This window comes from Marinomonas balearica, from assembly GCF_004362145.1.
GTDB classification, from domain to species: Bacteria; Pseudomonadota; Gammaproteobacteria; order Pseudomonadales; family Marinomonadaceae; genus Marinomonas; species Marinomonas balearica.
Genome location: NZ_SNXC01000009.1, coordinates 579790 through 605904, shown reverse-complemented (window position 1 = coordinate 605904; position 26115 = coordinate 579790). Strand labels below are relative to the sequence as shown.

The window sequence follows — 26115 nt, the reverse complement described above, 5'->3', positions numbered from 1 at the left end:
AATTAGTTCACAACCCTTGAAATGCGTGCACCCAGCGCCCCGAGTTTCTCTTCAATACACTCATACCCACGATCAATATGATAAATACGATCGATTTTAGTGTCTCCCTCAGCGACAAGTGCAGACAAAACAAGACTCGCAGATGCTCTCAAGTCAGTCGCCATAACAGGCGCCCCTTTTAAACCTTCTGTACCTTTGACGATCGCCGTATTACCATTAACTTCAATATCCGCTCCCATACGCACCATTTCATTAACGTGCATAAAGCGGTTTTCAAATATATTTTCGATTACACGACCAACACCCGTTGCTACAGCATTAAGTGCAACAAATTGCGCTTGCATATCGGTGGGAAATGCTGGGTACGGTGCCGTGCTAATATTGACTGCTTGAGGACGCTTGCCTTGCATATCTAACTCAATCCAATCATCCCCTGTCTCGATGCTTGCACCCGCCTCTTCCAGCTTGGCAATTACCGCTTCAAGCGATTTAACGTCGGTTTCAGTGACTTTGACTTTACCTGCTGTAATTGCACCAGCAACTAAGAAAGTACCGGTTTCAATCCGGTCAGGCATTACTGAATAATTAGTGCCATGAAGTCTCTCAACACCATCGATCACGATAGTATCTGTACCGTGCCCCGTGATTTTCGCCCCCATTTTGATTAAGCATTCCGCCAAATCAACCACTTCAGGCTCTTTTGCTGAGTTTTCAAGTACAGTTTGGCCATCTGCCAACGCTGCGGCCATCAACAAATTCTCTGTTCCAGTTACTGTCACTTTATCAAAGAAAATTCGAGCGCCTTTCAATCTGTCTTCGACAGTCGCCACGATATTACCGTTCTTAACAACAATTGTTGCACCCATCGCTTCAAGGCCACGCAAATGCAAATCAACAGGTCGACTGCCGATAGCACAACCACCAGGAAGAGACACGATTGCCTTACCGAAATGACTTAATAATGGCCCTAGCACCAAAATAGACGCTCTCATCGTTTTGACAAGCTCGTAAGGCGCTTCGCAATTATTAAGAGTGGATACATCTAACTGAACATTCATGCGCTCATCAACAACGACACCACACCCCATTGAACCCAACAATTCGAGCATGGTTGTAATATCATGGAGATGAGGCAGATTTCGGATCGTTATTTCATCTTTGGTCAGCAATGTTGCCGCCAGAATAGGAAGTGCCGCATTCTTAGCACCAGAAGCGCGCACCGTACCGCGCAGCACTTTGCCGCCGGTTATTTGTAATTTATCCATTGAACTTCTCGTGAAAAAGGTTATAGCTGACTATGCTGAGCCAATGTATATGTTTTCATGGTAACAGCATGAATTGCGCCTGAGGAAATGGCATCTTGCAGATGAGAATATACGAGTTGTTGACGCTTAACAGTATTCAACCCCTCAAAATGATCGCTAACGACGACCAATTGAAAATTACAACCTTCACCATCAGCATATACCTGACAGCCTTCAATTTTGCTTTCTAGCAACGCTTTCACTTCGCCTGCGTTCACTTTCACTCCAAAATAGTATTTTTGATTTTTGTTGATTCTACACGATAAACAATCGTTGATTAACCAACTTTTTGTAGATGGGACACAGAAATACCTATTCTAGGCCTCAAATGTAAGAACTTGATCCACGCCATACAGTTTTGCCATATCAATCAGCTCTACACTAGCACCTACAACAGAAAGCACTCGACTCTTTTTTACCACCTGCAAAAACAAGGCAAACAAAGGCGCTCCAGCACCTATAAGCGCCGATACATCAATGGTGCTTGGCGCGTGATTTCCACTATTAATCTGTTCTGAGTATTCTTTTATCGACTCAAGTGAATAAACACCTGAGAAGACAATTTTGTCCGATTCAACAGTCATTTTCATACTAATAACCCTGTTACTTAGACGCTAAAGAATCTTCCCAAGCAGAAATTGCTGCATCCAAATTGTTTTTATTCTTTTGCATCATGACGCCAAACTGCTTTCTAAAAGTCAGACCAAAGTTTATACCATTAATAATGACATTGCTTAGCTGCCAATTCCCAACTTTGTTTTTCGCCATGTAAAATGCAATATCTATTGCCGTGCCGTCGTCGGTTTTAAAACTCACATCTACCTTTGTTTCTTTGCCGCGCTGATTCGCTGAAAGCGGTTTAACATTAATTGCACTTGGGTCAAAATCAAGTAAAGTAGAACCGTACGTATTAATCAAAGTATCTTTAGTGACACTAGAAAATCGTACTCTCTGCTCTTTAGATGTGCGTCTGTAGTATTTGCCCATTACCTTTTTAGCGAAATCATTGAAATCTATAACGGGCTCCAACACATTAGAAACGGTAGAATAAAGAGCTCCCGGGTCATTCGCCAAAACCTCTTTCTTATCTACAATTTCCACTTTAAACTGATCAACAACCGCTAACACAGCCTCCCTAGCCCCTTCGTGAGCGGCAGCGCTCACTCCTTGAACAGATAGCGCACATAAAAGCGCAACGAGCCTAACTACATAGTTCATTATTCTTCCTCATCAGATTTAAACAAGAACTGACCAATTAGATTCTCAAGAACAAGTGCTGATTGGGTGTCAAAAATTTCATCCCCATTTTTAAGCACATCGTCTTCAGCGCCTATGGTAATACCCAAATATTTTTCACCCAGCAAACCACTGGTTAAAATCGCAATAGAGCTGTCTGTCGAGATATTGTCAATATCACTGTGAATGGACATACTGACGAGCCCCATAAAGTACTCTTTGTCAAAAGTAATGCTTTCGACCTCTCCTACCGTCACCCCAGCAATAGTCACTTTAGCGCGCTCAGTAAGTCCGCCGATATCATCAAAGCGGGCAACAACAGTATAAGTATCTTTTTTATCGGAAAAGGCGAGGCCACTCACCTGAATGGCTAAATAGCCAAACGCTGCGATACCCAATACTATAAAAATACCAACCAATAATTCCGTATGTTTATTTCGCATGTCTAAAAGTCCCCAAACATTGCCGCTGTTAGAATAAAATCAAGAAATAGGACAGCTAAAGATCCTAACACTACTGTACGCGTTGTCGCCTTACCAATACCCTCAGAAGTGGGTTCACACTCAAAGCCCTGATATACAGCAACCCAAGTAATTGCCCATGCAAAGAATATCGATTTAATAATCCCATTGAAGACATCGACATCAAAATAGACCGATTGCTGCATCAAAGACCAAAATGAGCCGTCATAGACACCTAGCCAATGTACAGATACAAGCATTCCTCCCAGAATACCTGTCGCGGAAAAAATCAAACAAAGCAATGGCATACAAATCATGCCAGCAAGGAACCTCGGAGCAATCACACGACGAAGCGGATCAACCCCCATCATTTCGTAACTTGATAATTGCTCTGTTGCTTTCATCAAGCCTATTTCAGCCGTTAATGCTGAACCTGCTCGCCCTGCGAACAACAAAGCCGTAACAACGGGTCCTAACTCTCTCAGCAGGCTAAGCGCCAATAACTGCCCAACCGCCTGCTCTGATCCAAATTTCGCCAATATCGTATAACCTTGAAGCGATAGAACCATCCCTATAAAGCAACCAGAAACAACGATAATTACCAAAGACAATACGCCAACCGAGTAGACCTGGTTAACAAGAAGTCGGCAACCTTCATCCCATCTAACAGGCTTTCTAACAAGCGTCTGAAATAGAAATATCCCGGCTCGACCTATCGATTCCAATTGATCAAACAAAGTTTGTCCAATGTTGCGAACTTTTCTCAATTTGAATCCCCCATCAAGTCGCTTTGAAAACTGCCAGAAGGAAAATGAAAAGGAACAGGTCCATCGGCTTGACCATTTAAAAATTGAACAACTCGCTCATCGTTAGAGGCCTTAATTTCCTCAGGAGAGCCCTGAGCGACAACACTTCCCCCAGACAAAATACACACATGATCAGAGATTGAAAGAGACTCTTCAACATCATGAGACACAAGAACAGATGTAATACCTACGGCTTTATTGAGCTTTTGAATTAGCTCTACAAGCACACCTTTCGATATCGGATCCTGCCCAGCAAACGGTTCGTCGTATAATACAAGCTCTGGATCAAGCGCAATAGCACGGGCCAGAGCAACACGACGCGCCATCCCGCCAGAAAGTTCAGACGGCATCAACCCAATCGCCCCTCTAAGGCCGACACTTTGCAATTTCATTAAAACAATGTCTTTAATGATATCTTCAGATAAATCGGTATGTTCCTCCAGCGGAAAAGCAACATTTTCATATACGGACATATCACTGAACAATGCGCCACTTTGAAAAAGCATGCCAATTTTCTTACGCGTCTCGTACAGCGCAGACCGATTTGCTTTATGTATGTCCACACCATCGACTAACACCGACCCCTTATCAGGATGGAGTTGAGCGGCTATCAGACGTAAAAGCGTGGTCTTCCCTGTACCACTTGGCCCCATAACGGCCGTAATTTTTCCTCTCGGAATTTTGAGAGACACATTTTCATAGATGGCCCTCTCTTTCCGAGCGAAAGACAGATTATTTATTTCAACGTAGGCGTTTTTCACTATTTTAGCACTTCCATTTAAACCTATTACTTAAATAGTAGCATCCTGACTTCTCAAATTAAAAGCACATAACACTTATGTTGCTTGTTTTATAAAGGATAGCGCACGTCAAGTCTTGAATTTCTATGACAAACCACATTAAATGGAGCAACTTTGTTTCCCACGGATTAAAAGATATATGTTTTTGTTTGCTGTTGCGCTTTTGGCAGGGTTAATTTTGCTGGTTTTAAGCTCTGATAAATTTATTGAACACGCTGCGCTCGTGGCCGAAAAACTAAATGTGAGCCCAATAATAATAGGAGTAACACTTGTTGCTCTTGGAACTTCAGCCCCAGAAATGGTCGTTTCTGCTATTGCTTCTTTGGACAATGCTCCAGAAATTGCCATAGGAAATGTTTTGGGGTCAAATATTGCCAATATTGCTTTAGTCTTTGGAGCCACTCTTCTATTTTCCTCTATCCCAATTTCGGGCACATTAATAAAAAAAGAAATCCCTCTTGTTGTTGGCATCACGCTACTTACTGGCGCATTATTTCTTGACGGACACCTTTCCAGCTTCGACGGCATCATTCTGATTATTTCATTCATCATTGCCCTTGTACTTCTACTCAAAGGTGGCAAAGAAAGTAAAGAGGAGCTCTTAGATGACCTACCAGAAGATGATGGAAAAAGCGTATTCTATTCACTGACCATCGCGATTTTAGGACTAATTGTTCTCGTTCTATCTTCAAAAGTGCTTGTTTGGGGTGCAGTTGGAATTGCTACAAGTTTAGGAATTAGTGAGCTTGTCATCGGCCTGACTATCGTTGCGATAGGCACAAGCCTACCAGAACTTGCAGCCTCGATAACCAGCGTAAAAAAAGGTCATCATGACATCGCAATAGGCAATGTACTCGGCTCAAACCTATTTAACCTAGCAACGGTATTACCTATGCCTGCCATATTAGCGCCGGGCGTACTCAATATAGAAGTACTAAATCGCGACTATTGGTGGGTTTTAGCACTCACTCTTACACTTACACTTCTGATCCTTGTATACTCACGCAACAGAATCAAAGAAGTTCCACGTTGGATTGGCTTCCCATTATTGGGCAGCTATGCAATTTACCTATACACACTAATAGCCGTTAGTTAAAAAACTGTGAAAATACTGATACCGAAAGAATGGCTTCAAAAAACAGGCATCGTTTTTACGATCGCCGCATGCGTTATTGCATTTTTTTGGTACGGAGCCTCGCCAACGACCACACTTGTTTCAAAAGATGAACTATCAAACACTCCCGATTATTTTTTGGAGAATGTGACATCTAAAGAATTTACGGCCGATGGCCAACTAGAGCAAATCATCAGAACCTCTAAACTCAGCCATTACAATATCAATAAACAAACAACTGCTGTTGCTCCAAAAATAGAAACAACAACCGACGGAATTGTTTGGCATGCGGAAGCAGATTTTGGACAGCTCAATGACACCAATAAAGACGTATTGCTAACATCTAACGCCTCAGTCGTTAGAAAAGACAACAACATTAACTCAAACAAACTAAACGCAGATGTTATTCATTACAATGGTATAGACAAATCGCTTATTAGTGAGGGGAATGCGAAACTAACCACTCCACAAGGCATTACACTAGCCGATACCATTCGCTCATACATCAACCTTGAAACAGCTCAACTTAAAGGAAACGTATCTGGACATTATGAACAAGCTACCCAAAATAAATAAAGCAGCCCTCATACTAACCGCAAGCGCTTGTTTGGGAATCCCCTCAAGCTATGCCCTTGAAAGCGATACGAGCCAACCTCTCGAAATACAGGCGGATGAAGCTTTTTTCGACCAAAAAGCTGGTAAGGCAACGTATCAAGGCGACGTTTTAATAAAGCAAGGCACGATTGAAATCAAAGCGGACTACTTACAAGTTTTCACCGACCCAGCAACTAACACATTCAGTTCGTTAAAAGCGACAGGGACACCTGCTAAGTTTTCACAACAGCTCGACGAGCAAGGCAACATGGTGACAAGTCGTGGAGACCAGATCGACTACGTCACAGAAGGCCGCCTGGAAATTAATGGAAAAGGCTATTTAAAACGCGAGCAGGATGAGATAGATGCCGACTTCATCCTTTACATGATGAAAGACGAAACATTCTCAGCAGAAAATCGCGGCAACGGTCGCGTTAAAATGACACTACAACCCTCTCAAGAGCCGAGTGAACAGTAATGGCAATATTGGAAGCCAAGCACCTTGCAAAAGCCTATAAAAAGCGAAAAGTCGTCATTGATGTATCTTTATCAGTAGAGTCGGGGCAAGCAGTAGGTCTTTTAGGGCCTAATGGCGCGGGCAAAACAACCTGCTTCTATATGATCGTTGGTATGGTGGCAAATGATGCTGGCGGCATATTTATAGATGGAAATGATGTAACAAAAGATGCGATGCATGCTCGCGCCCAAAAAGGCATAGGCTACCTTCCTCAAGAAGCATCCATTTTTAGAAAAATGTCTGTAGAAGACAATATTGCAGCCATAATAGAAACTAGAAAAGAACTAAAGAAACAAGAAAGGTCAGAACTGCTAGAAAAGTTACTCGAAGAGTTCCATGTAACCCACATACGCAAAAACCTAGGGATGGCGCTATCTGGTGGAGAACGTCGAAGAGTTGAAATTGCTCGCGCACTGGCCATGAACCCTAAATTTATATTACTTGATGAACCATTTGCAGGCGTCGATCCCATTTCAGTTGGAGACATCAAACAGATAATAAAACACTTAACTGACAGTGGTATTGGGGTGTTAATCACTGACCACAACGTTAGAGAAACATTAGACATATGTGACAAGGCTTATATTGTAGGCAATGGCCACATAATTGCGTCAGGCAATGCGGACGATGTTATTAACAACGAACAAGTGAAAAAAGTCTATCTCGGCGATAACTTCAAACTTTAAGCTCTTATTTTTCAAATAAAAAGAGAGTACTATGCACAATGCGTTCCACAAAAAAAGAGTTGTTTCATGAAGCAGTCATTACAGCTTAAAATAGGTCAGCAGTTAACCATGACCCCTCAGTTGCAGCAAGCAATACGTTTGCTACAACTTTCTACTATTGACCTGCAACAGGAAATACACGATTTTCTGGAATCGAATCCGCTTCTAGAGTTAGACGAAGATGAAAATACACCTTCCACACCTTCTGAATCCAATAATGAATCAGAAAAAAAAGCCGAAAGTGACACTGGCTCGGAAGAAGCTCGTTTAGAGTCTGAATGGACTGAAAGCATCCCTGAGGAGCTATCAATTGACAGCAGCTGGGATGACACTTATCAAAACACCGCTGCAGCATCCGATGCGCCTGTCTTTGACGGTGAGTTTGACCTCGATAGCCGAAACTCAGAATCAGAAAGCATCCAAGATCACTTAATTTGGCAACTCAACCTTACTCATATTTCAGACCGCGATATTGAAATAGCGTATGCCCTCATTGAATGCGTTCGGCCAGATGGATACCTTTCAATAAGCATTGAAGAAGCATTTGAATCACTTCAATCTGAACTTGAAGACTTAGAGCTCGATGAAGTCATCGCGGTACAACATAGAGTACAGAGATTTGATCCTATCGGCGTTGCATCACAAGACCTTAGAGAATGCCTACTCGTTCAACTAGAAGCCTATAGACAGCATGAACTTTACAAACCGGCTTTAAATGTAATTGACAATTACCTCCCTCTTCTTGGAAACCGAGATTTTGCCCAACTCTGCAGAAAGACGCGTCTAAAAGAAGAAGCACTAAAAGGTGTAATTACGTTAATACAACAATTAAACCCAAAACCAGGCGCAACGATCGATACATCCGATACCGATTACGTCGTGCCTGATGTATCAGTCAAAAAGAAAAATGGCGTTTGGCAAGTCGAACTTAATAACGACGCCCTACCGCCTGTTAAAATAAATGAAACCTATTCAGCAATGGCGAACAAATCCGCGTCCTCTGAAGACGTAAACTATATAAAAAGCTCATTACAAGAAGCTAAATGGTTTATTAAAAGCCTTCAAAGTAGAAATGAAACTTTGCTAAAAGTAGCAAGCTGCATCGTCAATCGCCAAATCGACTTTTTCGAATATGGCGAAGAAGCCATGAAACCCATGGTACTCCATAATGTTGCTGAAGAAGTGGGCATGCACGAGTCAACGATATCTCGTGTTACTACACAAAAGTACATGCACACCCCAAAAGGTATTTTCGAACTCAAATACTTTTTCTCAAGTCATGTTAATACGAGCTCCGGTGGAGAGTGCTCATCAACAGCAATTCGAGCTATGATCAAGAAGCTGGTTTCCGAAGAGCCAGCCAAAAAACCACTCAGTGATAACAAGTTAGCGACTATACTTGCAGAACAAGGAATTCAAGTCGCCAGAAGAACGGTTGCAAAATATCGCGAGGCGATGAATATCCCTCCTTCTAATGAACGAAAACGCCTTATTTGAAACAGGTAGTAACAACGATGCCCTTAGATAATTTAGTCAATAACGAGCTGGTTTTTGCAAACCAGCCAATTGCTAGCAAAAAAAGAGTACTTGAGTTTTTAGCTGAAGCAATCGGAGCAAGACTTCACTGTGAATCAGAAGCCGTTTACGATGCCCTATTAGCCAGAGAAAAACTTGGAAGCACAGGTATTGGTTCAGGTATCGCCATTCCACATTGCCGATTTGATCAAGCAAATCATGCTGCAATCGTATTGATGTCTCTCGAACAACCGATCGATTACGACTCAATTGACAGAAAACCGGTTGACTTAATATTTGCCCTGATCGCACCACCAAACGAGTGCGAAGGCCACTTAAAGACACTGTCTCAAATTGCAGAAATGGCTCAGTCTCCTGAGAAACTCGACGCATTACGTAACGCAACAACGAACGAACAACTCATAACAACGTTTTTACAACAAGTATAAGGACGACTGCAATGCTGGAACAGACCGTCACTATTGTAAATAAACTAGGCCTGCATGCTCGCGCAGCAAGTAAGCTAGTTGAAACAACCACTCGTTTTTCTTGCGACATTACAATCGAAAAAGACGGGCGAAATGTGGATGGCAAAAGCATCATGGCCATGATGATGCTTGCAGCCAGTAAAGGCACTTCACTCAAGATAAAATCCAACGGCGAAGATGAAGCAGAAGCAATGACTGCCATTGTAGACGTCATTAGCGATCGATTTGGCGAAGCAGAATAAGAGCTGCAATATGACTGAGCAAACAACTCAAGAGCACCTTCAGACGGTCAATGAATCACTTGAGTCTGGTACAACGATGCAAATTCGCTATTTGCTCAATGGTGCACTTCCTGCTCAGGATGTAGCAAGGCTTCTTGAATCCTCTCCCCCTAAAGAACGTAAGTTACTTTGGGATCTAATTGATGATAAGAACGAAGGTGACGTTCTACAGTATCTAAGTGAAGACATCAGTGCCGAGTTCATGAAAAGCATGGACACCGAGCGACTGGTTGCGGTTTCAGAACAGTTTGAACACGATGATTTAACCAACATCCTTCAACATTTACCTGAAACGCTTGCCAAAGAAGTTCTTGCTTCTATGACCGCTCAGAATCGGGCTCGCGTCGAAACTCTGCTGAGCTATTCTGAAGACTCTGCTGGCGGCCTAATGAACACGGACACCATTACCATTCGGCCCAACATCACCGTAGACATTGTTTTCCGGTTCTTACGACGTCACCAAGAACTACCAGATATGACTGACAGCCTACTCATCGTCAGTCGATCAGACAAATTTCTAGGCACCTTACCACTGACAAAATTGCTCGTTGCAGATACCTCCTCGACCGTTCGCGAGATAATGGAAACCGACACAACGACCATCACGGCAGATACTTCTGCAAGCGAAGTTGCACAAACGTTCGAGAAGCTAGACTTGGTTTCAGCCCCTGTTATTGACCCTGAGACAAAAAAGCTACTAGGACGAATCACAATCGATGACGTAGTTGACGTGATTCGAGATGAAGCCGAGCACTCTATGCTCTCGATGGCCGGATTGGATGACGACGAAGACACATTCGCCCCCATTTTAAAAACAACCCGTCGCAGGGCAGTTTGGTTAGGCATCAATTTAATCACGGCCTTTATAGCGTCCTATGTCATTGGTCTATTTCAAGCAACGCTTGATCAAATTGTTGCACTCGCTATTTTGATGCCAATCGTCGCCAGCATGGGTGGCATCGCTGGCTCTCAGGTGTTAACGTTGGTGATACGAGGCATCGCCCTAAACCAGATTGGATCAACAAATACAGGTTGGCTACTCAATCGAGAAATTGTGGTGGGCGCCCTAAATGGCGTGTTATGGGCGACAGTTATTGCTGCAATGACAGCGCTTTGGTTTGACAATATTAAGATTGCCTATATCATTGCCGCAGCGATTATTATCAACCTTCTTTTTGCAGCCATTACAGGGACAATGCTCCCCGTTATTCTAAAGAAACTCGGTGTTGACCCAGCTCTTGCTGGTAGCGTGATTCTTACAACGGTCACGGACGTCGTTGGTTTCTTATCATTTTTGGGCCTAGCAACTTTATTTTTAGTGTAAATACAATGACAGAATTTGAACAGTACGACGAGTTTGACGACGAAAACTACAAAAGCAAAACACAAGTAAAACGCGAAATGGAAGCTCTACAAGAGCTTGGCAAAAAACTTGTGGCGCTTAGCAAATCTCAGCGAATCAAAGTCCCTATGACAGAGACTCTTCGAGACGCGCTAGATGAAGCAGATAGAATAAAACAACGCGAAGCGCAACGCAGACACCTTCAGTACATTGGTAAAGTGATGCGCAGCGAAGACCACGAAGAAATTCAACACCGTGTTGACCTTTTCGACACGACATCTGCTCTGCACAATAAACTATTTCAACAATTAGAGATCACTCGTGACCATCTAATAAACCCAACTACGAGTCAAGAAGCATTTAAAAAGTATCTAGAAGATTACCCTGAAGTTGATATTCAAACACTTCGACAACTAATTCGTCAGTCTCAAAAAGAAGCTGAACAAGGTAATAAAACCACAAGCAAAAAGAAGCTTTTTAAGTTACTAAGAGAACAACAAGAAGCCAAACTAAAGTTATAATTCTCTGTTTTTCACACAATAAAAAAGGCGCTAATAGCGCCTTTTTTATTGTGTGAAAAACAGCTTAGTCAAACCGCCGATGAGACAGACATGGCATTTTTTCTCTTACCGTCCGCAACACGCTCAAGTCCAACGCTTCTACAATTTCTCCCGGCGACTCGCCAAGCTCCGCCAACACCTCTCCCCACGGGTCAATCAATTGAGTATGACCATAAGTTTGTCTTGAATCGGTGTGCCAGCCACACTGATTAACACCTAATACATAACACTGATTTTCAATAGCTCTTGCTCGCAACAAAGCATGCCAATGCGCCTTACCCGTTTGATAAGTAAACGCCGCAGGCACAATAATAATGTCCGCTCCTTTTGAGCTTAATTGTCGAAACAGTTCCGGAAAACGAATATCATAACAAATAGACAATCCAACTTTTACATCCTTCACATCAATTACTGTTGTGCGCAAATCTCCAGGCTCAATGTAATCAGATTCTTTGTATTCACCAGCCTTATCCGATACTGCAGCGTCAAATAAATGAATTTTGTCGTATCTTGCAACCTCACTTCCATCGGCACTGAATAACAGACTAGATTGTCGAACCCTATTATTGGAAACCAAAGTTTTATCATATCGATAAGACTTTGGATGCGAACCAACAAGAATCGGTAACTCATATTGTTGCGCCAACTCTGAAATGCGATCAAGCAACGCTAGCTTGTTTTCATCATCAGCAACTGCTTTAAGCTGCCGACCTGAAAATAACAATACGTTTTCAGGCAAAACAACCAAGTCCGCTCCTTGTAAAGCAACCCTTTGAACTGCATTTTCCACATAGTTCAAGTTCGACATCATATCCGGCGTGCTGGTCATTTGGACCCCTGCAATACGCATCACTAAACTCCAATTAATTTGGTTTAAACTTAACAGGTTCGACGTTTGGGTCTGAAAACGGCCCTACAATACTGTATTGAACACTTGTAACTTTGGATATCTGTTTTCCAATCAACTTATCAGTAATAAACAATAAGCCTGCAATTTGAGGGGTTGCTAACAAAAAACCCGCTATCGGCAATGTGCTCGATATAGGCACCGTTATTGTTAAGCGCTCATCTAACAACTCTTCTATTAAGTTAGCAGTACCTTTTAATTCTATTTCCGCAGTAGGCGCGCTTACGACAATTGGCTCAGTCGTCTCCAATTGACCGTTATTGATAGTCAAAAGCCCCTTGAAAGTATCGAATGGCAAACCCGGCGCATATAGGTCGGAAAAATCAAAAGTTAAACGCCTAGCCAGTGTGTCGATATTAAAAATACCCAATACTTTTAGAAACGGCGGCAGTTGATCCACTTGATTAAAGTTACCGTCTTCGATTTCAAATTTTATTCGGCCGGATAATGACTCCCTATCAAACTCAAATGGCGTTCCCTGCCAAGCAAGAACAACATCAAACTGATACTCATCAGACTTTATAAACGGCACATCCGAAAATTTTCGAGTAATTTCCTCAGCTTTCTTACCATCGAGTTTTAACGCAAGCTCGACACTACTGTCTTCTCCAATTTCCTGCCAATATAAACTCCCTTGGATATTCCCATGCTCTAGTTGAGTCAATATAGGGCTTATCTTAACCCTTCCCTTCCCCAATCTATTTATCTTTAAATTCCAGTCTCCTAGCGGCCGGTCATTTAGATAAAGTTCGTCAAGCATCAACGTCATATTGGGCACTTGATTGGCAGTAAGAAAAGAGCCTTTATGCTCTTCCGCTACTTCATCGGGAGAATCTTTCGAAGTATTCCAACTGAGAAAACCAAAATGCACAACAGGCCCATGCTCATTGGCAAATAACTTCAATTCAAGTTCATCCGAATTAACATACACCGCTCCATCGGAAGAAGAGACGCCATATTCTACTTTAACGTTATTTAGAGAATTGAGGTCATTTACAATTACCTCATCAACAACAACGTCCATACCTTTTAGCCATTTAGGCGGCATGAGGCGAATAGCAACTTCATTAGTCGAATCTGAACTAACATCAGCTTCAATATCAGAGATTAGCGCATTCCAATCCGGAATATTTATTTTTGAGAGGTTTCCGCGAACATAAACACCTTTCTTCAACTCGATCTGTTCAGATTGCCGCCCCACTTCCAGATAACCACCGACCAACTCATTTTCAGACAATGCAATCTTAGCCGCTAAAAAATCGTCGTAATTTACATCAATGACAACATCATCTCGATGAAACTTGAGCCCCACCCGCGCTTCTGAAGCATCACCTAAACGCTTAAACATTGGATACGGTAACGATAGACCAACATCGTCTATCGAAGAGCGGATATCCAGCTCAATTTGCTCTCGCTGGGTTTTATTGATGGTTAAAGAACCAAGATAGCGACCATCACCCTGAATTTTGCCAATCACACTTTCTGGCAACGCTCTCCATGTAGCGAGGTCCTTTGCATTGTAGTGACCCTCTAACTCACCGATAACCGCCAGCTCACCATTACGCACATATTCAGATTTAAGAGATACTTTACTTTCACCACCCAGCGCGCGCACTACAAAACGAGTATCGTGAAGACCCTCTTTTGTAGAAAATGAGAGTTGCCCGTCTACTATCTCCCCTTCTAAGTGTGCTTCACCCACATATATCGGGTTATCAGAGAACGAGAGATCCACATCAACAACGGGTTCAGAGCCCAAAGCTAATGGAACCGAGACAGAAAACTCTCCTTCTATCTGGCCACGCAACTTCCAGTCATTAAACGCTCTGAGTACGCTGTCATTTAAAGGGGTCACACGCAGTGAGGTAAGCACCTTATCTGCATCATCTTTGAGACTCCCTTCAACATTAATCCAGCGAGCCTTACCAGATGAAATTGGTACAGATACCGTTAAATTTGAGACATCCAAATCAGCAAATTTAGTTGATTCTACGCTTACATTAACCGCGTCATTTTGAACGACTAATGAAGCATTTGTGTTGTGGGCCACTGGCCACTCTTCAGAAAATTTTACGTCCACATCTTCAGTCTGAAGAGCTATTCGTATTTGTGGATCTGCATTTTGCAAGCTCGTTTGAACGATGACACCTAGATCGGCGATCTTTCCGTTACTCAACGCATTTTTTATCCAGCCTTTTAACTCGTTACTTAACACTCTCGGTGGAATATAATCAAGCCGATCCGCCGTCTCAATATCTTGGGCTGATATGTTTAATACCAACCAGTCCTCAGCATCCGGCCGCACCTCTAAACGAAACTCTCCGCCAATACGGGCACCATTTCTATTAACACTTAAATCCGTGCCAACCACGGTCGTTTGCTTACCATTAGTACGCCATTCAACAAGACCATCTAGCGACTCGGTCTTCCAGCTATTGTCATATACTTCATTAAACTGAAGGTCGGAATGCAACCCCTGATATTGAATATATCCTCCAGCCTCGCCGATACTAAAGATTGCATCCAATTTATCCACTTTCGGGATTCCCCGAAAACCTTCTACAGATATGTTTTCTAAATTACTTACATACTGAAAGTGTTGATGCCTATCACCCCACACCCTTAGTGACGCATTTTTTAGTTGCCCTTGACCACTCAACCCCTTTATTAGTTTTGATGCGACCCATTGTTCAGGAAGAAACTTTAATCCTATTTCACTTGCAAATTTAGCATCAATCTCATCAAACAATAGTAACGCTCGCTGAGCTTGTAAATCATAATCAAACGTTAGGTTTGTCGTGGGAAGCGAAGAAAAGCCAGAAAAGTGCGGCGTTAGTGTGGAAGCATTTAAATGAAAATTATCCGATGCATAACGATATTGACCGTAAATATCCCCCTGAAGCTCCAACTTCGCCCCTTCCGTTTCGGTAAGAACTAAGTTATTCGGCAATAATCTAAACGACCAAGATTCTTCGGGGATATAAGAGAGCCAAACTTCGCCCCCGACTTTTATTCCCTCAAGAAATGCCAACCTGGCACTCTGCAACCATTCTAAGGAGGCAACTTGATCAGGAACTTTCGCGTAAACATCAACGTGACCAGAACCAAACCCGGCATAGGTTTTTTTTATTCGCGCTTTTAGCTTTATGGGCGTTATTTGACCATTAACATAAACTTCTGCCTCACCCATCGTTTGATCAGAATAATCTCGAATGATTAGCGAAGGAATTTTTATCATTTGATCATCGAATCGAGCACCTTTAAGCGTAATTTTCGATTCAGATATTACCCACTGTTTTTGCGTAGAAAGATAGTCAATAACCCGCTCTGCGACCACGCTTGGATCCGCGCCCCCTTGGGAGTGCAGCCCTACCAACCCTATCCCATTTTTACTTTCTTCAAGAAAAACGGAAAGGCCATCAACGTGGACACTTCTAAACTGAGGAGAAAAAGTCAGGAGGGATTTAACAGTATCAAGGGAAACGGCAATATTACCGACAGAAATGACATCATCTCCATCATTAGAGGTAATGTTTAAGTGCGACACATTAATAGAAACATCAATGCCATTTAGGCCCCCTCCAAAAGATTCTATTTTGACTGGAAGCCCTATAATTTGACTGATATTACTTTCAATTTGAGGACGATAATGATCGGCTAGAGGCAAAAGCTGCTTCACACTTACAACGATAGCTGCAAGCACAACAACAAAGGTGACGGCAAACCACCATATCAGATTCACAATCCATCGAGAGATATTTTTCACCTATCTATCCCCTAAATCACCTCAACACGACATCGTATTGATCTTGCGTATATACAGGGTCTACTTGAAAACGAATCGTTTTCCCGATAAACGCCTCTAACTCCGCTACAGCCACACTCTCTTCATCCAAAAAGCGCTCAACGACAGAACTGGATGCCAATACAGTATAAGTTTGGGAATTATACGCCCTATCTGCACGTAATATTTCTCGAAACACTTCGTAACAGACTGTTTCAGGTGTTTTTACTAGACCACTTCCGCGGCAAGAACGGCAAGGTTCACATAATATCTGCCCCAAACTCTCGCGCGTTCGCTTGCGTGTCATTTCAACCAAACCAAGCTCTGATACACCTGTTATTTTTGTCTTTGCATGATCGATCTCAAGAACCTTTTCCAACATCCGAAGCACTTGACGCTTATGCTCTTCATCTTCCATGTCGATAAAATCGATGATGATTATGCCACCGAGATTTCTCAACCTAAGCTGTCGACCTATTGCGGTCGCAGCTTCTAAGTTTGTTTTATATATCGTTTCTTCTAAATTTCGTGTTCCGACATACGCACCCGTATTTACATCTATGGTGGTCATCGACTCCGTTTGCTCAACCAATAAGTAGCCGCCAGACTTTAATGCTACTTTTCTATCCAAAGCTCTTTGAATTTCGTCCTCAACACTGTAAAGATCAAATATTGGGCGTTCCCCAGGATAGTACTCTATGTGATTAGAAAGCTCAGGAATAAAGTCATCTGCGAACGAACGGAGTTTGGCAAAATTTTCTTTTGAATCAATCTTAATCTTTTCAGTTGTCAAACTGACGAGATCACGCATTGTTCTCAAATGAAGAGGCAAATCTTCATAAATTACTGAAGGTGCTTTTGCGCTTTTCATTCGCTTCTTGACGGATTGCCACAAACGAGTCAAAAATTTAATATCAGACAGAATCTCTTCTTCACCTGCTTTTTCGGCTGCCGTTCTAAGAATATATCCGCTGGTCTCATCTGCATCTGTCAGCGCCTGAGACACCAAAGACTTTAAGCGCTCCCTTTCATCTTCATCCTCAATACGTTGACTAACACCAACATGCGCCTGATCTGGCATGTAGACCAAGTACCTCGAAGGAATAGACAAATGAGTGGTCAGACGAGCGCCCTTGGTACTAATAGGGTCTTTCGTCACCTGCACAACGAGAGACTGCCCTTCCCGCAAATAATCGCCAATTTGGTCACTGGCATTTACCGCATCACGGTCTGCAACTTCAGAAACATGTATAAATGCAGCACGTTCTAAACCAATATCGACGAAAGCCGCTTGCATACCGGGCAACACCCTGACAACTTTTCCTTGATAAATATTGCCTACAATTCCTTTGCGACTCGAACGCTCGATATAAACTTCTTGTAGCACGCCATTTTCGACTAATGCTACCCGTATTTCCATTGGTGTCACATTAATGAGAACATCTTCACTCATCGCTAATCTCCTGAAAAATTTGAACACCAAACTCAGCCAATCGGTTCGCTGTTTCGAATAGAGGCAGCCCGACAACAGCCGAATAGGAGCCAGCCATTGACTTCACAAATGAAGCACCGATCCCCTGAATAGCGTAAGACCCTGCTTTATCCTTCGGCTCACCACTTTTCCAATACAAGGCAATTTCAACATCGGAAATAGATCGAAATTCCACTTGAGTAACCACTATGTCAGTAGTAACTCTTCTAAGTTGAGAATCACACACACACAATGATGTAATCACTTCGTGAGAACGATTCGATAGCAAGCGCAACATTCTTTTAGAATCGGCCTCGTCGACAGGCTTACCTAATATTTGACCATCAACTACAACGCTCGTATCTGAAGAAATGATCAAGTTTCCGGTCTGATTGTTTGTTATATTTGCAATAGAAAAGGCTTTATCCTTGGCGACCCTAACAACATATTCCTGAGGCGCCTCAAATTCGAATGGCGTTTCATCAATATCCGCAGGCATGATTTCGAATGAACTAATAAAGGTACCTAATAGCTCTTTTCGCCTAGGAGAAGCGGATGCAAGGATTATCATTATAATTCCTAACTAATAGAATAAAGACGACGAATACTTCTTAGTACAATGAAAGACCAAGGCCAAAGAAAGCCAGTAATAATTGCAGGCATAAATATCATTAAGGTTGGCTCTGCATTACCTACATAGTGGTCAAGCCAGAAGTTTACCAACTGATTAATACTCACCAGCAAAAAGATAAACACGCCTTGCTGCCACCTCATATACATACGAAGCCTTTGATAAAACAATGCACAAGCGTACGCAATGATGACGTAAGTTAACGAGTGCTGCCCTATGATCCCACCTTGCAACAAATCAACCATTACACCTAAGATCCAAGCGACACCTACCCCGACTTTGTAAGGCAGCGCTATTACCCAGTATAACACGACAAGAAGAGCCCATTCGGGACGAAACCATACAAGATCATCTGGAAAAGGAAGCGCCTCCAGCATCAAAGCAACAATGAAGGTCAAAAAGAATATAAAACTAGATTTCATTGTCGCTCCAATTCCGGGCGATCGATAAGCATAACATGACGACTGCGGCCTAACTGCGCCAATGGAACAACATCCACTTCTGAATACGAATTCCCTGCGACATGCTTAACAGAGCGAACCACACCGACCGGATAGCCTATTGGAAAGCGCTTATCCAGCCCAGAAGTTGTCAAGATGTCCCCTTTTTTAATATCTGCAGTGTGGGGCACACTCATCAACTCCATCTTTTTGAGATCTCCGGTCCCGCGCAGGACACTTCTAAACCCCGTCCTAGCAATTTCCACAGGTACAAAATGACTCGCATCAGCAATAAGTAAGACTCGACTGGTATAGGCAGCTGTTTCAACTACCTGACCTAAAACACCAGTTGCATCCAAAACGGGCTGCCCGACGTAGGCTCCAGAAGAAAAACCTTTGTCTATTAACACTTTATGACTGTAGGCATTTTGATCAAAACCAATCACCTCGGCCATGACCACTTTTTCATCAACTCGTTGCGACGCATCCAACAGTTCTCGTAAACGTACATTTTCGGCCCGAAGCGCATTAAGTTTTTGCAACTTACTGCGCAGTATCAATAGCTCTTCGTTTAAACCATGATTTTCCAGAACCAAATCTTCACGACTTTCAAGATGATCGCCAGCCCAACTAAGCATTTGCTTAGGTGCGTTAACCACCAATTGGATAGGTGTAACAAGCCATGTTAAATACGGTCGTACCGTCGCAAACCCGCGATAGTGCGCATCCGTAACTATCATGACAACAGATAAAGTTGCCAGCATAAAAAACCTTACGCCAGAAACCTTACCTGTAAAAAAAAATGAGTTATTAATAGCGGACCCCTAATCTACCGATTATTCATTGTCCGCTGTAAACAACTCTGATGCATGTTTATCCATCATTTCGATCGCTAAACCACCGCCTCTAGCAACACAGGTCAATGGGTCATCAGCAACGATCACAGGCAGGCCTGTTTCTTCGCTAATTAGACGATCAATCTCTCTCAGTAAAGCACCACCGCCAGTAAGCACCAAACCCGTTTCGCCGATATCGGCAGCCAATTCTGGCGGAGATTGCTCAAGCACACCTTTTACTGCTTGTACGATTTGCGCCAATGGTTCTTGAAGAGCATCCAATATTTCCGTACTTCTCAAAGTGAAAGAACGAGGAATACCTTCTGCCAAATTTCGGCCACGTACGTCAATTTGTAATTCTTCGCCGGTATGGTATGCCATACCTATCTCAGTTTTTATACGCTCGGCCGTAGCATCACCGATTAAGCTGCCATATTGACGACGCACATACGTTGTAATGGCTTCATCAAAGCGATCTCCGCCTACACGAATCGACTCACGAGTAACGATGCCGTTTAGAGATATGATGGCAATCTCGGTCGTACCACCACCAATGTCAATCACCATAGATCCAGACGCTTCTGCAACAGGCAAACCTGCTCCGATTGCTGCCGCCATAGGTTCTTCAATGATATACACTTCCCGAGCACCTGCACCCAAAGCCGATTCTTTAATGGCCCTGCGCTCAACTTGCGTCGATTTACAAGGTACACATACCAAAACTCGAGGACTTGGTTTCAACAAACTGTTTTCGTGAACTTTTGAAATAAAATACTGAAGCATTTTTTCGGTAACATGAAAATCAGCAATCACTCCATCCTTCATTGGACGAATAGCCGTTATGTTACCTGGTGTACGACCCAGCATCCGCTTTGCATCTACACCGACTGAGGCTACCGTTTTCTGATTGCCACTGTGACGAATCGCAACCACCGAGGGTTCGTCAAGCACAATACCGCGATCACGTACATAGATAAGGGTATTTGCCGTTCCGAGGTCAATCGATAAATCGCTTGAGAACATTCCCCTGATTTTTTTAAACATGAATTCCTACACCCTGAACAAAAAACGATATGAACAGCGACAAAATGTACCAATCACCAGTCATTTGAGCAAGTTGAATCCTCAATGAATCAGTAATAATTCTGTTCTATTTCTTTGTTTATTCGATTTTTTTTGATTCTTGCTGTTAATAACCAGTTTTTCATTCCTACACCTTTCTCGTATACGCAGATACAGATACAATAAAAGCATTTTCAAACGCAAAATAAATTAGGTGGATCATGTCCCTAGAAAAACAAGACGTGCAAAAAATTGCACATCTTGCTCGTTTATCCCTTAGCGACCAAGATGCAGAAGAGTACAAACACTCATTATCCAGTGTGCTTGATTTAGTAGAACAGATGCAGTCAGTTGATACAGAAGGTGTTGAACCCCTTTCAAATCCATTAGAAGCAACTCAAAGACTTCGCGAAGATGTCGTGACAGAACAAGACCGTCGAGAAGCTTTTCTATCCAACGCCCCATTAACCGAATCCGGCTTATTCTTAGTGCCGAAAGTTATAGATTAAAGAGTGCACATAATGTTTGATCAAAGCATCCGATCACTTGCGCAAAAACTGCGCCAGAAAGAATTTTCAAGCGTTGAATTAACGCAAGAATACTTAAATAGAATTAGCAGTATAGACCCAACACTAAACAGCTTTATCACGGTGACAGACGAACTGGCATTGAAGCAAGCGCACGCAGCCGATGAAGCCATTGCTGGCGGCAACACATCGCCTTTAACTGGTATCCCAGTCGCGCACAAAGATCTTTTCTGTACTGAAGGCGTTCTGACAACGTGTGCATCAAAAATGCTACATAACTTCATTCCTCCATATGAGTCGACCGTCACAGGCCGAGTTAAAATGGCAGGCGCTGTAACCCTTGGCAAAACTAATATGGATGAGTTTGCAATGGGTTCATCCAACGAAAACAGTCACTTCGGTGCCGTAAAAAACCCATGGAACCTAGACACTGTTCCAGGTGGGTCGTCAGGTGGTTCTGCCGCAGCCATTGCTGCCGGCCTTTGTGTTGCTGCGACAGGCACAGATACAGGCGGTTCAATTCGTCAGCCTGCATCATTTTGCGGTATCACAGGATTAAAACCTACGTACGGACGTGTTTCTCGTTTTGGCATGATTGCCTACGCGTCCAGCCTAGACCAAGCTGGACCAATGGCCCGAAGCGCAGAAGACTGTGCTTACCTACTTCAATCATTTGCAGGATTTGACAGTAGCGACTCCACCAGTGCCGAAACATCAACCCAAGACTATCTTGAAAGCATTGAAGCACCATTAACAGGTTTGCGCATCGGCTTACCCAAAGAATACTTTGGGGAAGGTCTGGATTCCAATGTTGCTCAGATCGTAATGAACGCAATAAAAGAATTCGAGAAGCTAGGCGCGACGGTTAAAGAAATTTCTTTACCAAACCTAAACCTTAGCATTCCATCTTATTATGTTATTGCACCGTCTGAAGCCTCTTCAAACCTATCCCGATTTGACGGCGTTCGATACGGGCATCGCTGTAGCGACCCGCAAGACCTTCTTGACATGTACATGAGAACCCGCGCGGAAGGCTTTGGCAAAGAAGTACAAAAACGAATCATGGTTGGAACGTACGCCCTATCTGAAGGCTACTATGATGCCTACTACGTTAAAGCCCAACGCATTCGCCGCCTAATCAAAGAAGATTTTGTTCGCGCATATCAAGACGTTGATGTCATTATGGGACCTGTTGCTCCGACTACAGCCTTTGGACTTGGTGAAAAAACTTCTGATCCAGTGGCCATGTACCTAGAAGACATCTACACATTATCAGTTAATCTTGCAGGCATTCCTGCCATGTCCGTACCCGCTGGTTTCAGCAATGGCATGCCGGTTGGCTTACAAATTATGGGCAACTATTTTGATGAAGCTAAGCTTCTCAACGTGGCACATAAATATCAGCAAGCAACAGATTGGCATACGCAAACCCCTAGCCTAGTAAAAGGAGCCTAATCATGAACTGGGAAGTCGTAATCGGCCTAGAGATTCATGCTCAATTGGCGACAAAGTCAAAACTCTTTTCGGGCGCAGCAACCAGCTTTGGTGCCGAGCCTAACACTAACACTACGCTAGTCGATTTGGGAATGCCAGGCGCCCTACCTGTATTCAATAAAGAAGCATTACGCATGGCAGTTATGTTTGGACATGCGGTAAACGCCGAAATCGGAATGACATCTGTTTTCGCACGTAAGAACTACTTCTACCCCGACTTACCAAAAGGGTATCAAACCAGCCAAATGGATCACCCCATTGTGGGCTCTGGACACCTAGATGTTGCACTAGAAGACGGCACAGTAACACGCGTTGGTATAACTCGCGCCCACCTTGAAGAAGATGCAGGCAAATCTTTGCATGAAGACTTCCAAGGCATGACTGGCATCGACTTAAACCGATCTAGCACCCCGTTACTGGAAATCGTTTCTGAGCCAGACATTCGATCGGCAAAAGAAGCGGTTGCATACGTAAAGATGATCCACTCTATCGTAACGTACCTTGGCATTTGTGATGGAAACATGGCTGAAGGATCAATGCGTTGCGATGTCAACCTATCCCTTCGCCCTAAAGGCCAACAAGAATACGGAACCCGCACAGAAATCAAAAACGTAAACTCGTTCCGATTTATTGAAAAAGCCATCTACAGCGAAATCGAACGCCAAATGGACATTCTTGAAGACGGCGGAAAAATCGTTCAAGAAACTCGCCTATATGATCCAGATAAAGACGAAACTCGCAGTATGCGAAGCAAGGAAGACGCAAACGACTACCGTTACTTCCCGTGCCCAGACCTTCTGCCGATTATACTGGAACAAAGCTACGTAGATGACATCAAAGCAAGCTTGCCAGAACTTCCCACGCAAAAAGCAAAACGCTTTGAAGAAGAATATTCGCTGAGCGAATACGACTCAGGCGTCCTTTCGTCTTCTCGAGCAATGGCTGACTATTTTGAAATCGCAGCGAAAGTCTCTAAAAATACAAAACTTGCAGCCAACTGGGTCATGGGCGAGGTAAGCAAATTCCTCAACCAAGAAAACATAGAAATCAACCAAAGCCCTGTATCAGCAGACGCACTTGGGTTATTGCTAAGCCGAATCGAAGACAACACAATTAATGGAAAAACCGCAAAAGATGTTTTCCAATGCATGTGGTTGGGCGAAGGCAGCGCCGATGAAATCATCGACAAAAAAGGCCTAAAACAGGTTACTGACACGGGTGCGATTGAAGCCATGATCCAAGGTGTTATTGACGCCAACCCCGCACAGGTTGAGCAATTCAGAGCATCAGAACCCGATAAACGGAAAAAAATGATTGGCTTCTTCATGGGACAAGTAATGAAAGCCTCACAAGGGAAAGCCAATCCTGGATTAGTTACACCTATTTTGAACAAGCTACTTAACGGCTAAGCGAACTTTTAATAGCTCACACTAAGACAAAAAAAGGGCAGCAATTTTTAATTGATGCCCTTTTTTATTTACCCTGCGTCACTCTGAAATACTCAGAACGTATCTCGACGGCTATACCCGCCCTTGATCACGCCCCAAAAACAATGGTATCTCTGCCCGCATTTTTTGCATCATAAAGATATTTATCAGCAAGATTCACAGCTTCACCTAACGTAGACTGCGATTCAGAACAAACTCCAACACTACAGGTCACAGGCACTTCCGCTTGGGTAAAAGAGCGAGAGCGAACATCGTCCATAAACTGATACAACTTCTCTTTGAGAGCGTCGCCAGATAACTCAGTAATGAGGCAAAATTCTTCTCCACCAAATCGGGCAATCAAACCTCCTTGAAATGACGCCTTCAATAGCTCTGAGAATTCCTTTAACAACTCATCCCCTACAAAGTGACCATATGTGTCATTCACTTTTTTAAAGAAATCCAGATCCAAAATCGCGGCAACGCCGCCTTTTTGATACAAAGCCTCACCCTCTTCAAAAAGATAGCGCCGATTATAAAGTTTAGTTAAGGGGTCAAGGTTCGCCAGATCACGAATGGTTGCTAACATTTCCTGAGATTCCAAGTTACTAATGACTCGACAATGGAATTCTTCGTGATAAAACGGTTTTTTCAGGAAGTCATTTGCACCAGATTTTATAAACTTAGCAGAGAGTGAGGTGTCACCTTCGGCAGAGAGACCAATAATAACCAGATCCTGAAATCTTACATTGCGACGAAGCATTCGAACCAAATCATACCCATTGACCAACGGCATATTGTGATCGGTAATCAGCATTTTTATTTCACTGTCAGCTTCAAGCTTCGCTAAGGCCTCTTGACCGTCACTAGCTTCAATAACATTAAAGCGATATTGCTCTAAGAGAATTTTAATAAAAAGGCGGCTTGTCGATGAGTCCTCTGCAACAAGAACCTTAATGTTTTGATTTTTTTTGAGGCGGTTAACCACTTTCATCACATGGTTAAACGAGTAGCGTGATTCTTTCGTTACGTAGTCCAGAACACCTTTATTCAAAAGGCTGATACGCAAATTATCATCAAAGTTACCAGTCAGAACGATACAGGGAATTTTTCGCCCCAATATCAAATCGACAACTTCCCCATTCTCAGCATCAGGAAGATTAAGGTCGACTATCGAGGCAAAAAAATCATCATCTTCTGCCAGCTTTTCTTCGGCTTCTTTATAGCAGGAGCATAAAACCGGTAAAAACTCCTGAGATTGGCCTACCAAATGTTTTAGCACTTTCAGTACTACAGGACTATCCTCAACAACAAGTATACGATATTGCATGTATAAATTAGCTCTCAAAATGGACTAGCATCAATTTGTCGAATGTCTGGAACGGCATTCAGTCCTTCGAATGAATAAAATGGTAGCACGTTATCATGAGGTAACATAACATATAGATCTATTTTAATTCGCCCCATTTATGGCATAAGTAAGAAATCAGATGAACTGCAGACCTTCCTGCGGAGCTTGCTGCACTGCTCCGTCTATTACGAGCCCTATTCCGGGCATGCCAAATGGCAAACCAGCGGGGGTTCCTTGTCTACATCTAATGGAAGATCGACGCTGTGCAATTTTCAACGAACCCACTCGGCCAAAAGTATGCAGCGACTTTGCAGCAACTCACGATTTTTGTGGTGAGTCTACAGAAGAAGCCATGAACATCTTGGCATTAATGGAAAGCGAAACCAACCCAAATAATCGAACTCAGTCTAGAATCAAATAACACGAACGATTCAAAGGAGCG

Annotated in this window: 28 protein-coding genes; 13 read left to right on the top strand and 15 right to left on the bottom strand. The window is 43.0% G+C overall.

The window, feature by feature from the left end:
• Positions 1 to 2: 2 nt before the first annotated feature.
• The 7 genes from murA to DFP79_RS04415 all read right to left on the bottom strand — a co-directional run bounded on the left by murA (position 3) and on the right by DFP79_RS04415 (position 4568).
• Positions 3 to 1265, bottom strand: coding sequence for a UDP-N-acetylglucosamine 1-carboxyvinyltransferase (murA, locus tag DFP79_RS04445; protein ID WP_133502723.1), 1263 nt, complete (start codon positions 1263 to 1265; stop codon positions 3 to 5).
• A 20-nt stretch (positions 1266 to 1285) separates the two neighbouring features.
• Positions 1286 to 1522, bottom strand: a complete 237-nt coding sequence (locus tag DFP79_RS04440; RefSeq protein ID WP_133502722.1) for a BolA family protein — start codon at positions 1520 to 1522, stop codon at positions 1286 to 1288.
• 99 nt (positions 1523 to 1621) lie between these two features.
• Positions 1622 to 1894, bottom strand: coding sequence for a hypothetical protein (locus DFP79_RS04435; protein ID WP_133502721.1), 273 nt, complete (start codon positions 1892 to 1894; stop codon positions 1622 to 1624).
• Between the two features lie 13 nt (positions 1895 to 1907).
• Positions 1908 to 2522, bottom strand: coding sequence for an MlaC/ttg2D family ABC transporter substrate-binding protein (locus DFP79_RS04430; protein ID WP_133502720.1), 615 nt, complete (start codon positions 2520 to 2522; stop codon positions 1908 to 1910).
• Complete coding sequence (gene mlaD / locus DFP79_RS04425) at positions 2522 to 2983, bottom strand: outer membrane lipid asymmetry maintenance protein MlaD (protein ID WP_133502719.1); 462 nt, start codon at positions 2981 to 2983, stop codon at positions 2522 to 2524. The genes DFP79_RS04430 and mlaD overlap by 1 nt, the downstream gene beginning before the upstream one ends.
• Before the next feature lie 2 nt (positions 2984 to 2985).
• The gene (gene mlaE, locus DFP79_RS04420) at positions 2986 to 3768 is read right to left on the bottom strand and encodes a lipid asymmetry maintenance ABC transporter permease subunit MlaE (protein ID WP_133502718.1); all 783 of its coding nucleotides are present in this window, start codon (positions 3766 to 3768) and stop codon (positions 2986 to 2988) included.
• Complete coding sequence (locus DFP79_RS04415) at positions 3765 to 4568, bottom strand: ABC transporter ATP-binding protein (protein ID WP_208111388.1); 804 nt, start codon at positions 4566 to 4568, stop codon at positions 3765 to 3767. Before DFP79_RS04415 ends, mlaE begins: the two co-directional genes overlap by 4 nt.
• Positions 4569 to 4746: 178 nt before the next feature.
• Here DFP79_RS04415 and DFP79_RS04410 point away from each other — a divergent pair, with 178 nt between their 5' ends.
• The 9 genes from DFP79_RS04410 to yjgA all read left to right on the top strand — a co-directional run bounded on the left by DFP79_RS04410 (position 4747) and on the right by yjgA (position 11704).
• Complete coding sequence (locus tag DFP79_RS04410; protein ID WP_133502716.1) at positions 4747 to 5703, top strand: calcium/sodium antiporter; 957 nt, start codon at positions 4747 to 4749, stop codon at positions 5701 to 5703.
• Positions 5704 to 5709: 6 nt separating this feature from the next.
• Complete coding sequence (lptC, locus tag DFP79_RS04405; RefSeq protein ID WP_133502715.1) at positions 5710 to 6297, top strand: LPS export ABC transporter periplasmic protein LptC; 588 nt, start codon at positions 5710 to 5712, stop codon at positions 6295 to 6297.
• Positions 6272 to 6793, top strand: a complete 522-nt coding sequence (gene lptA / locus DFP79_RS04400) for a lipopolysaccharide transport periplasmic protein LptA (RefSeq protein WP_133502714.1) — start codon at positions 6272 to 6274, stop codon at positions 6791 to 6793. The genes lptC and lptA overlap by 26 nt, the downstream gene beginning before the upstream one ends.
• Positions 6793 to 7518: an LPS export ABC transporter ATP-binding protein gene (lptB, locus tag DFP79_RS04395; protein ID WP_133502713.1), complete on the top strand. Its 726-nt coding sequence runs from the start codon at positions 6793 to 6795 to the stop codon at positions 7516 to 7518. Before lptA ends, lptB begins: the two co-directional genes overlap by 1 nt.
• 66 nt (positions 7519 to 7584) lie before the next feature.
• On the top strand, positions 7585 to 9054 hold the full coding sequence (locus DFP79_RS04390; RefSeq protein WP_133502712.1) for an RNA polymerase factor sigma-54: 1470 nt from the start codon (positions 7585 to 7587) through the stop codon (positions 9052 to 9054).
• 17 nt (positions 9055 to 9071) lie between these two features.
• Positions 9072 to 9521, top strand: a complete 450-nt coding sequence (locus tag DFP79_RS04385; RefSeq protein WP_133502711.1) for a PTS sugar transporter subunit IIA — start codon at positions 9072 to 9074, stop codon at positions 9519 to 9521.
• Positions 9522 to 9532: 11 nt separating this feature from the next.
• Positions 9533 to 9802: an HPr family phosphocarrier protein gene (locus tag DFP79_RS04380; RefSeq protein WP_133502710.1), complete on the top strand. Its 270-nt coding sequence runs from the start codon at positions 9533 to 9535 to the stop codon at positions 9800 to 9802.
• A gap of 10 nt (positions 9803 to 9812) precedes the next feature.
• A complete protein-coding gene (gene mgtE, locus DFP79_RS04375) occupies positions 9813 to 11165 on the top strand; it encodes a magnesium transporter (RefSeq protein WP_133502709.1) in 1353 nt (450 codons plus the stop codon).
• 5 nt (positions 11166 to 11170) lie between these two features.
• On the top strand, positions 11171 to 11704 hold the full coding sequence (yjgA, locus tag DFP79_RS04370; RefSeq protein ID WP_133502708.1) for a ribosome biogenesis factor YjgA: 534 nt from the start codon (positions 11171 to 11173) through the stop codon (positions 11702 to 11704).
• 64 nt (positions 11705 to 11768) lie between these two features.
• On the opposite strand, the gene DFP79_RS04365 is transcribed toward yjgA, so the two are convergent.
• From DFP79_RS04365 to DFP79_RS04335, 7 genes are read right to left on the bottom strand one after another with little or no spacing between them, the layout of a single operon-like run.
• Positions 11769 to 12593: a carbon-nitrogen hydrolase family protein gene (locus DFP79_RS04365; protein WP_133502707.1), complete on the bottom strand. Its 825-nt coding sequence runs from the start codon at positions 12591 to 12593 to the stop codon at positions 11769 to 11771.
• Positions 12594 to 12606: 13 nt separating this feature from the next.
• A complete protein-coding gene (locus tag DFP79_RS04360; protein WP_133502706.1) occupies positions 12607 to 16416 on the bottom strand; it encodes a YhdP family protein in 3810 nt (1269 codons plus the stop codon).
• A 16-nt stretch (positions 16417 to 16432) separates the two neighbouring features.
• Positions 16433 to 17887 carry a ribonuclease G gene (gene rng, locus DFP79_RS04355; RefSeq protein WP_133502705.1) on the bottom strand — a complete coding sequence of 485 codons (1455 nt, stop codon included), beginning with the start codon at positions 17885 to 17887 and terminating at the stop codon, positions 16433 to 16435.
• Positions 17880 to 18476: a Maf family protein gene (locus DFP79_RS04350; protein WP_133502704.1), complete on the bottom strand. Its 597-nt coding sequence runs from the start codon at positions 18474 to 18476 to the stop codon at positions 17880 to 17882. The genes rng and DFP79_RS04350 overlap by 8 nt, the downstream gene beginning before the upstream one ends.
• Before the next feature lie 8 nt (positions 18477 to 18484).
• Positions 18485 to 18958 carry a rod shape-determining protein MreD gene (gene mreD, locus DFP79_RS04345; protein WP_133502703.1) on the bottom strand — a complete coding sequence of 158 codons (474 nt, stop codon included), beginning with the start codon at positions 18956 to 18958 and terminating at the stop codon, positions 18485 to 18487.
• Positions 18955 to 19791, bottom strand: a complete 837-nt coding sequence (gene mreC / locus DFP79_RS04340) for a rod shape-determining protein MreC (RefSeq protein WP_279526494.1) — start codon at positions 19789 to 19791, stop codon at positions 18955 to 18957. Before mreC ends, mreD begins: the two co-directional genes overlap by 4 nt.
• Positions 19792 to 19812: 21 nt before the next feature.
• Positions 19813 to 20856: a rod shape-determining protein gene (locus DFP79_RS04335; protein WP_133502701.1), complete on the bottom strand. Its 1044-nt coding sequence runs from the start codon at positions 20854 to 20856 to the stop codon at positions 19813 to 19815.
• A gap of 239 nt (positions 20857 to 21095) precedes the next feature.
• On the opposite strand from DFP79_RS04335, the gene gatC reads away from it, so the two are divergent.
• Genes gatC through gatB form a run of 3 tightly spaced genes read left to right on the top strand, consistent with a single transcriptional unit; the run spans position 21096 to position 24304 of the window.
• Entirely contained in the window at positions 21096 to 21383 is a 288-nt protein-coding gene (gatC, locus tag DFP79_RS04330) for an Asp-tRNA(Asn)/Glu-tRNA(Gln) amidotransferase subunit GatC (protein WP_133502700.1), read from the top strand.
• A gap of 12 nt (positions 21384 to 21395) precedes the next feature.
• Positions 21396 to 22856, top strand: a complete 1461-nt coding sequence (gene gatA / locus DFP79_RS04325) for an Asp-tRNA(Asn)/Glu-tRNA(Gln) amidotransferase subunit GatA (RefSeq protein WP_133502699.1) — start codon at positions 21396 to 21398, stop codon at positions 22854 to 22856.
• Positions 22857 to 22858: 2 nt separating this feature from the next.
• On the top strand, positions 22859 to 24304 hold the full coding sequence (gatB, locus tag DFP79_RS04320; RefSeq protein ID WP_133502698.1) for an Asp-tRNA(Asn)/Glu-tRNA(Gln) amidotransferase subunit GatB: 1446 nt from the start codon (positions 22859 to 22861) through the stop codon (positions 24302 to 24304).
• A gap of 127 nt (positions 24305 to 24431) precedes the next feature.
• Here gatB and DFP79_RS04315 read toward each other — a convergent pair whose 3' ends face one another.
• Complete coding sequence (locus DFP79_RS04315) at positions 24432 to 25652, bottom strand: GGDEF domain-containing response regulator (protein WP_133502697.1); 1221 nt, start codon at positions 25650 to 25652, stop codon at positions 24432 to 24434.
• A gap of 160 nt (positions 25653 to 25812) precedes the next feature.
• Between DFP79_RS04315 and DFP79_RS04310 the strand changes: the two genes are divergently transcribed.
• Entirely contained in the window at positions 25813 to 26094 is a 282-nt protein-coding gene (locus DFP79_RS04310; RefSeq protein ID WP_133502696.1) for a YkgJ family cysteine cluster protein, read from the top strand.
• Positions 26095 to 26115 lie beyond the last annotated feature (21 nt).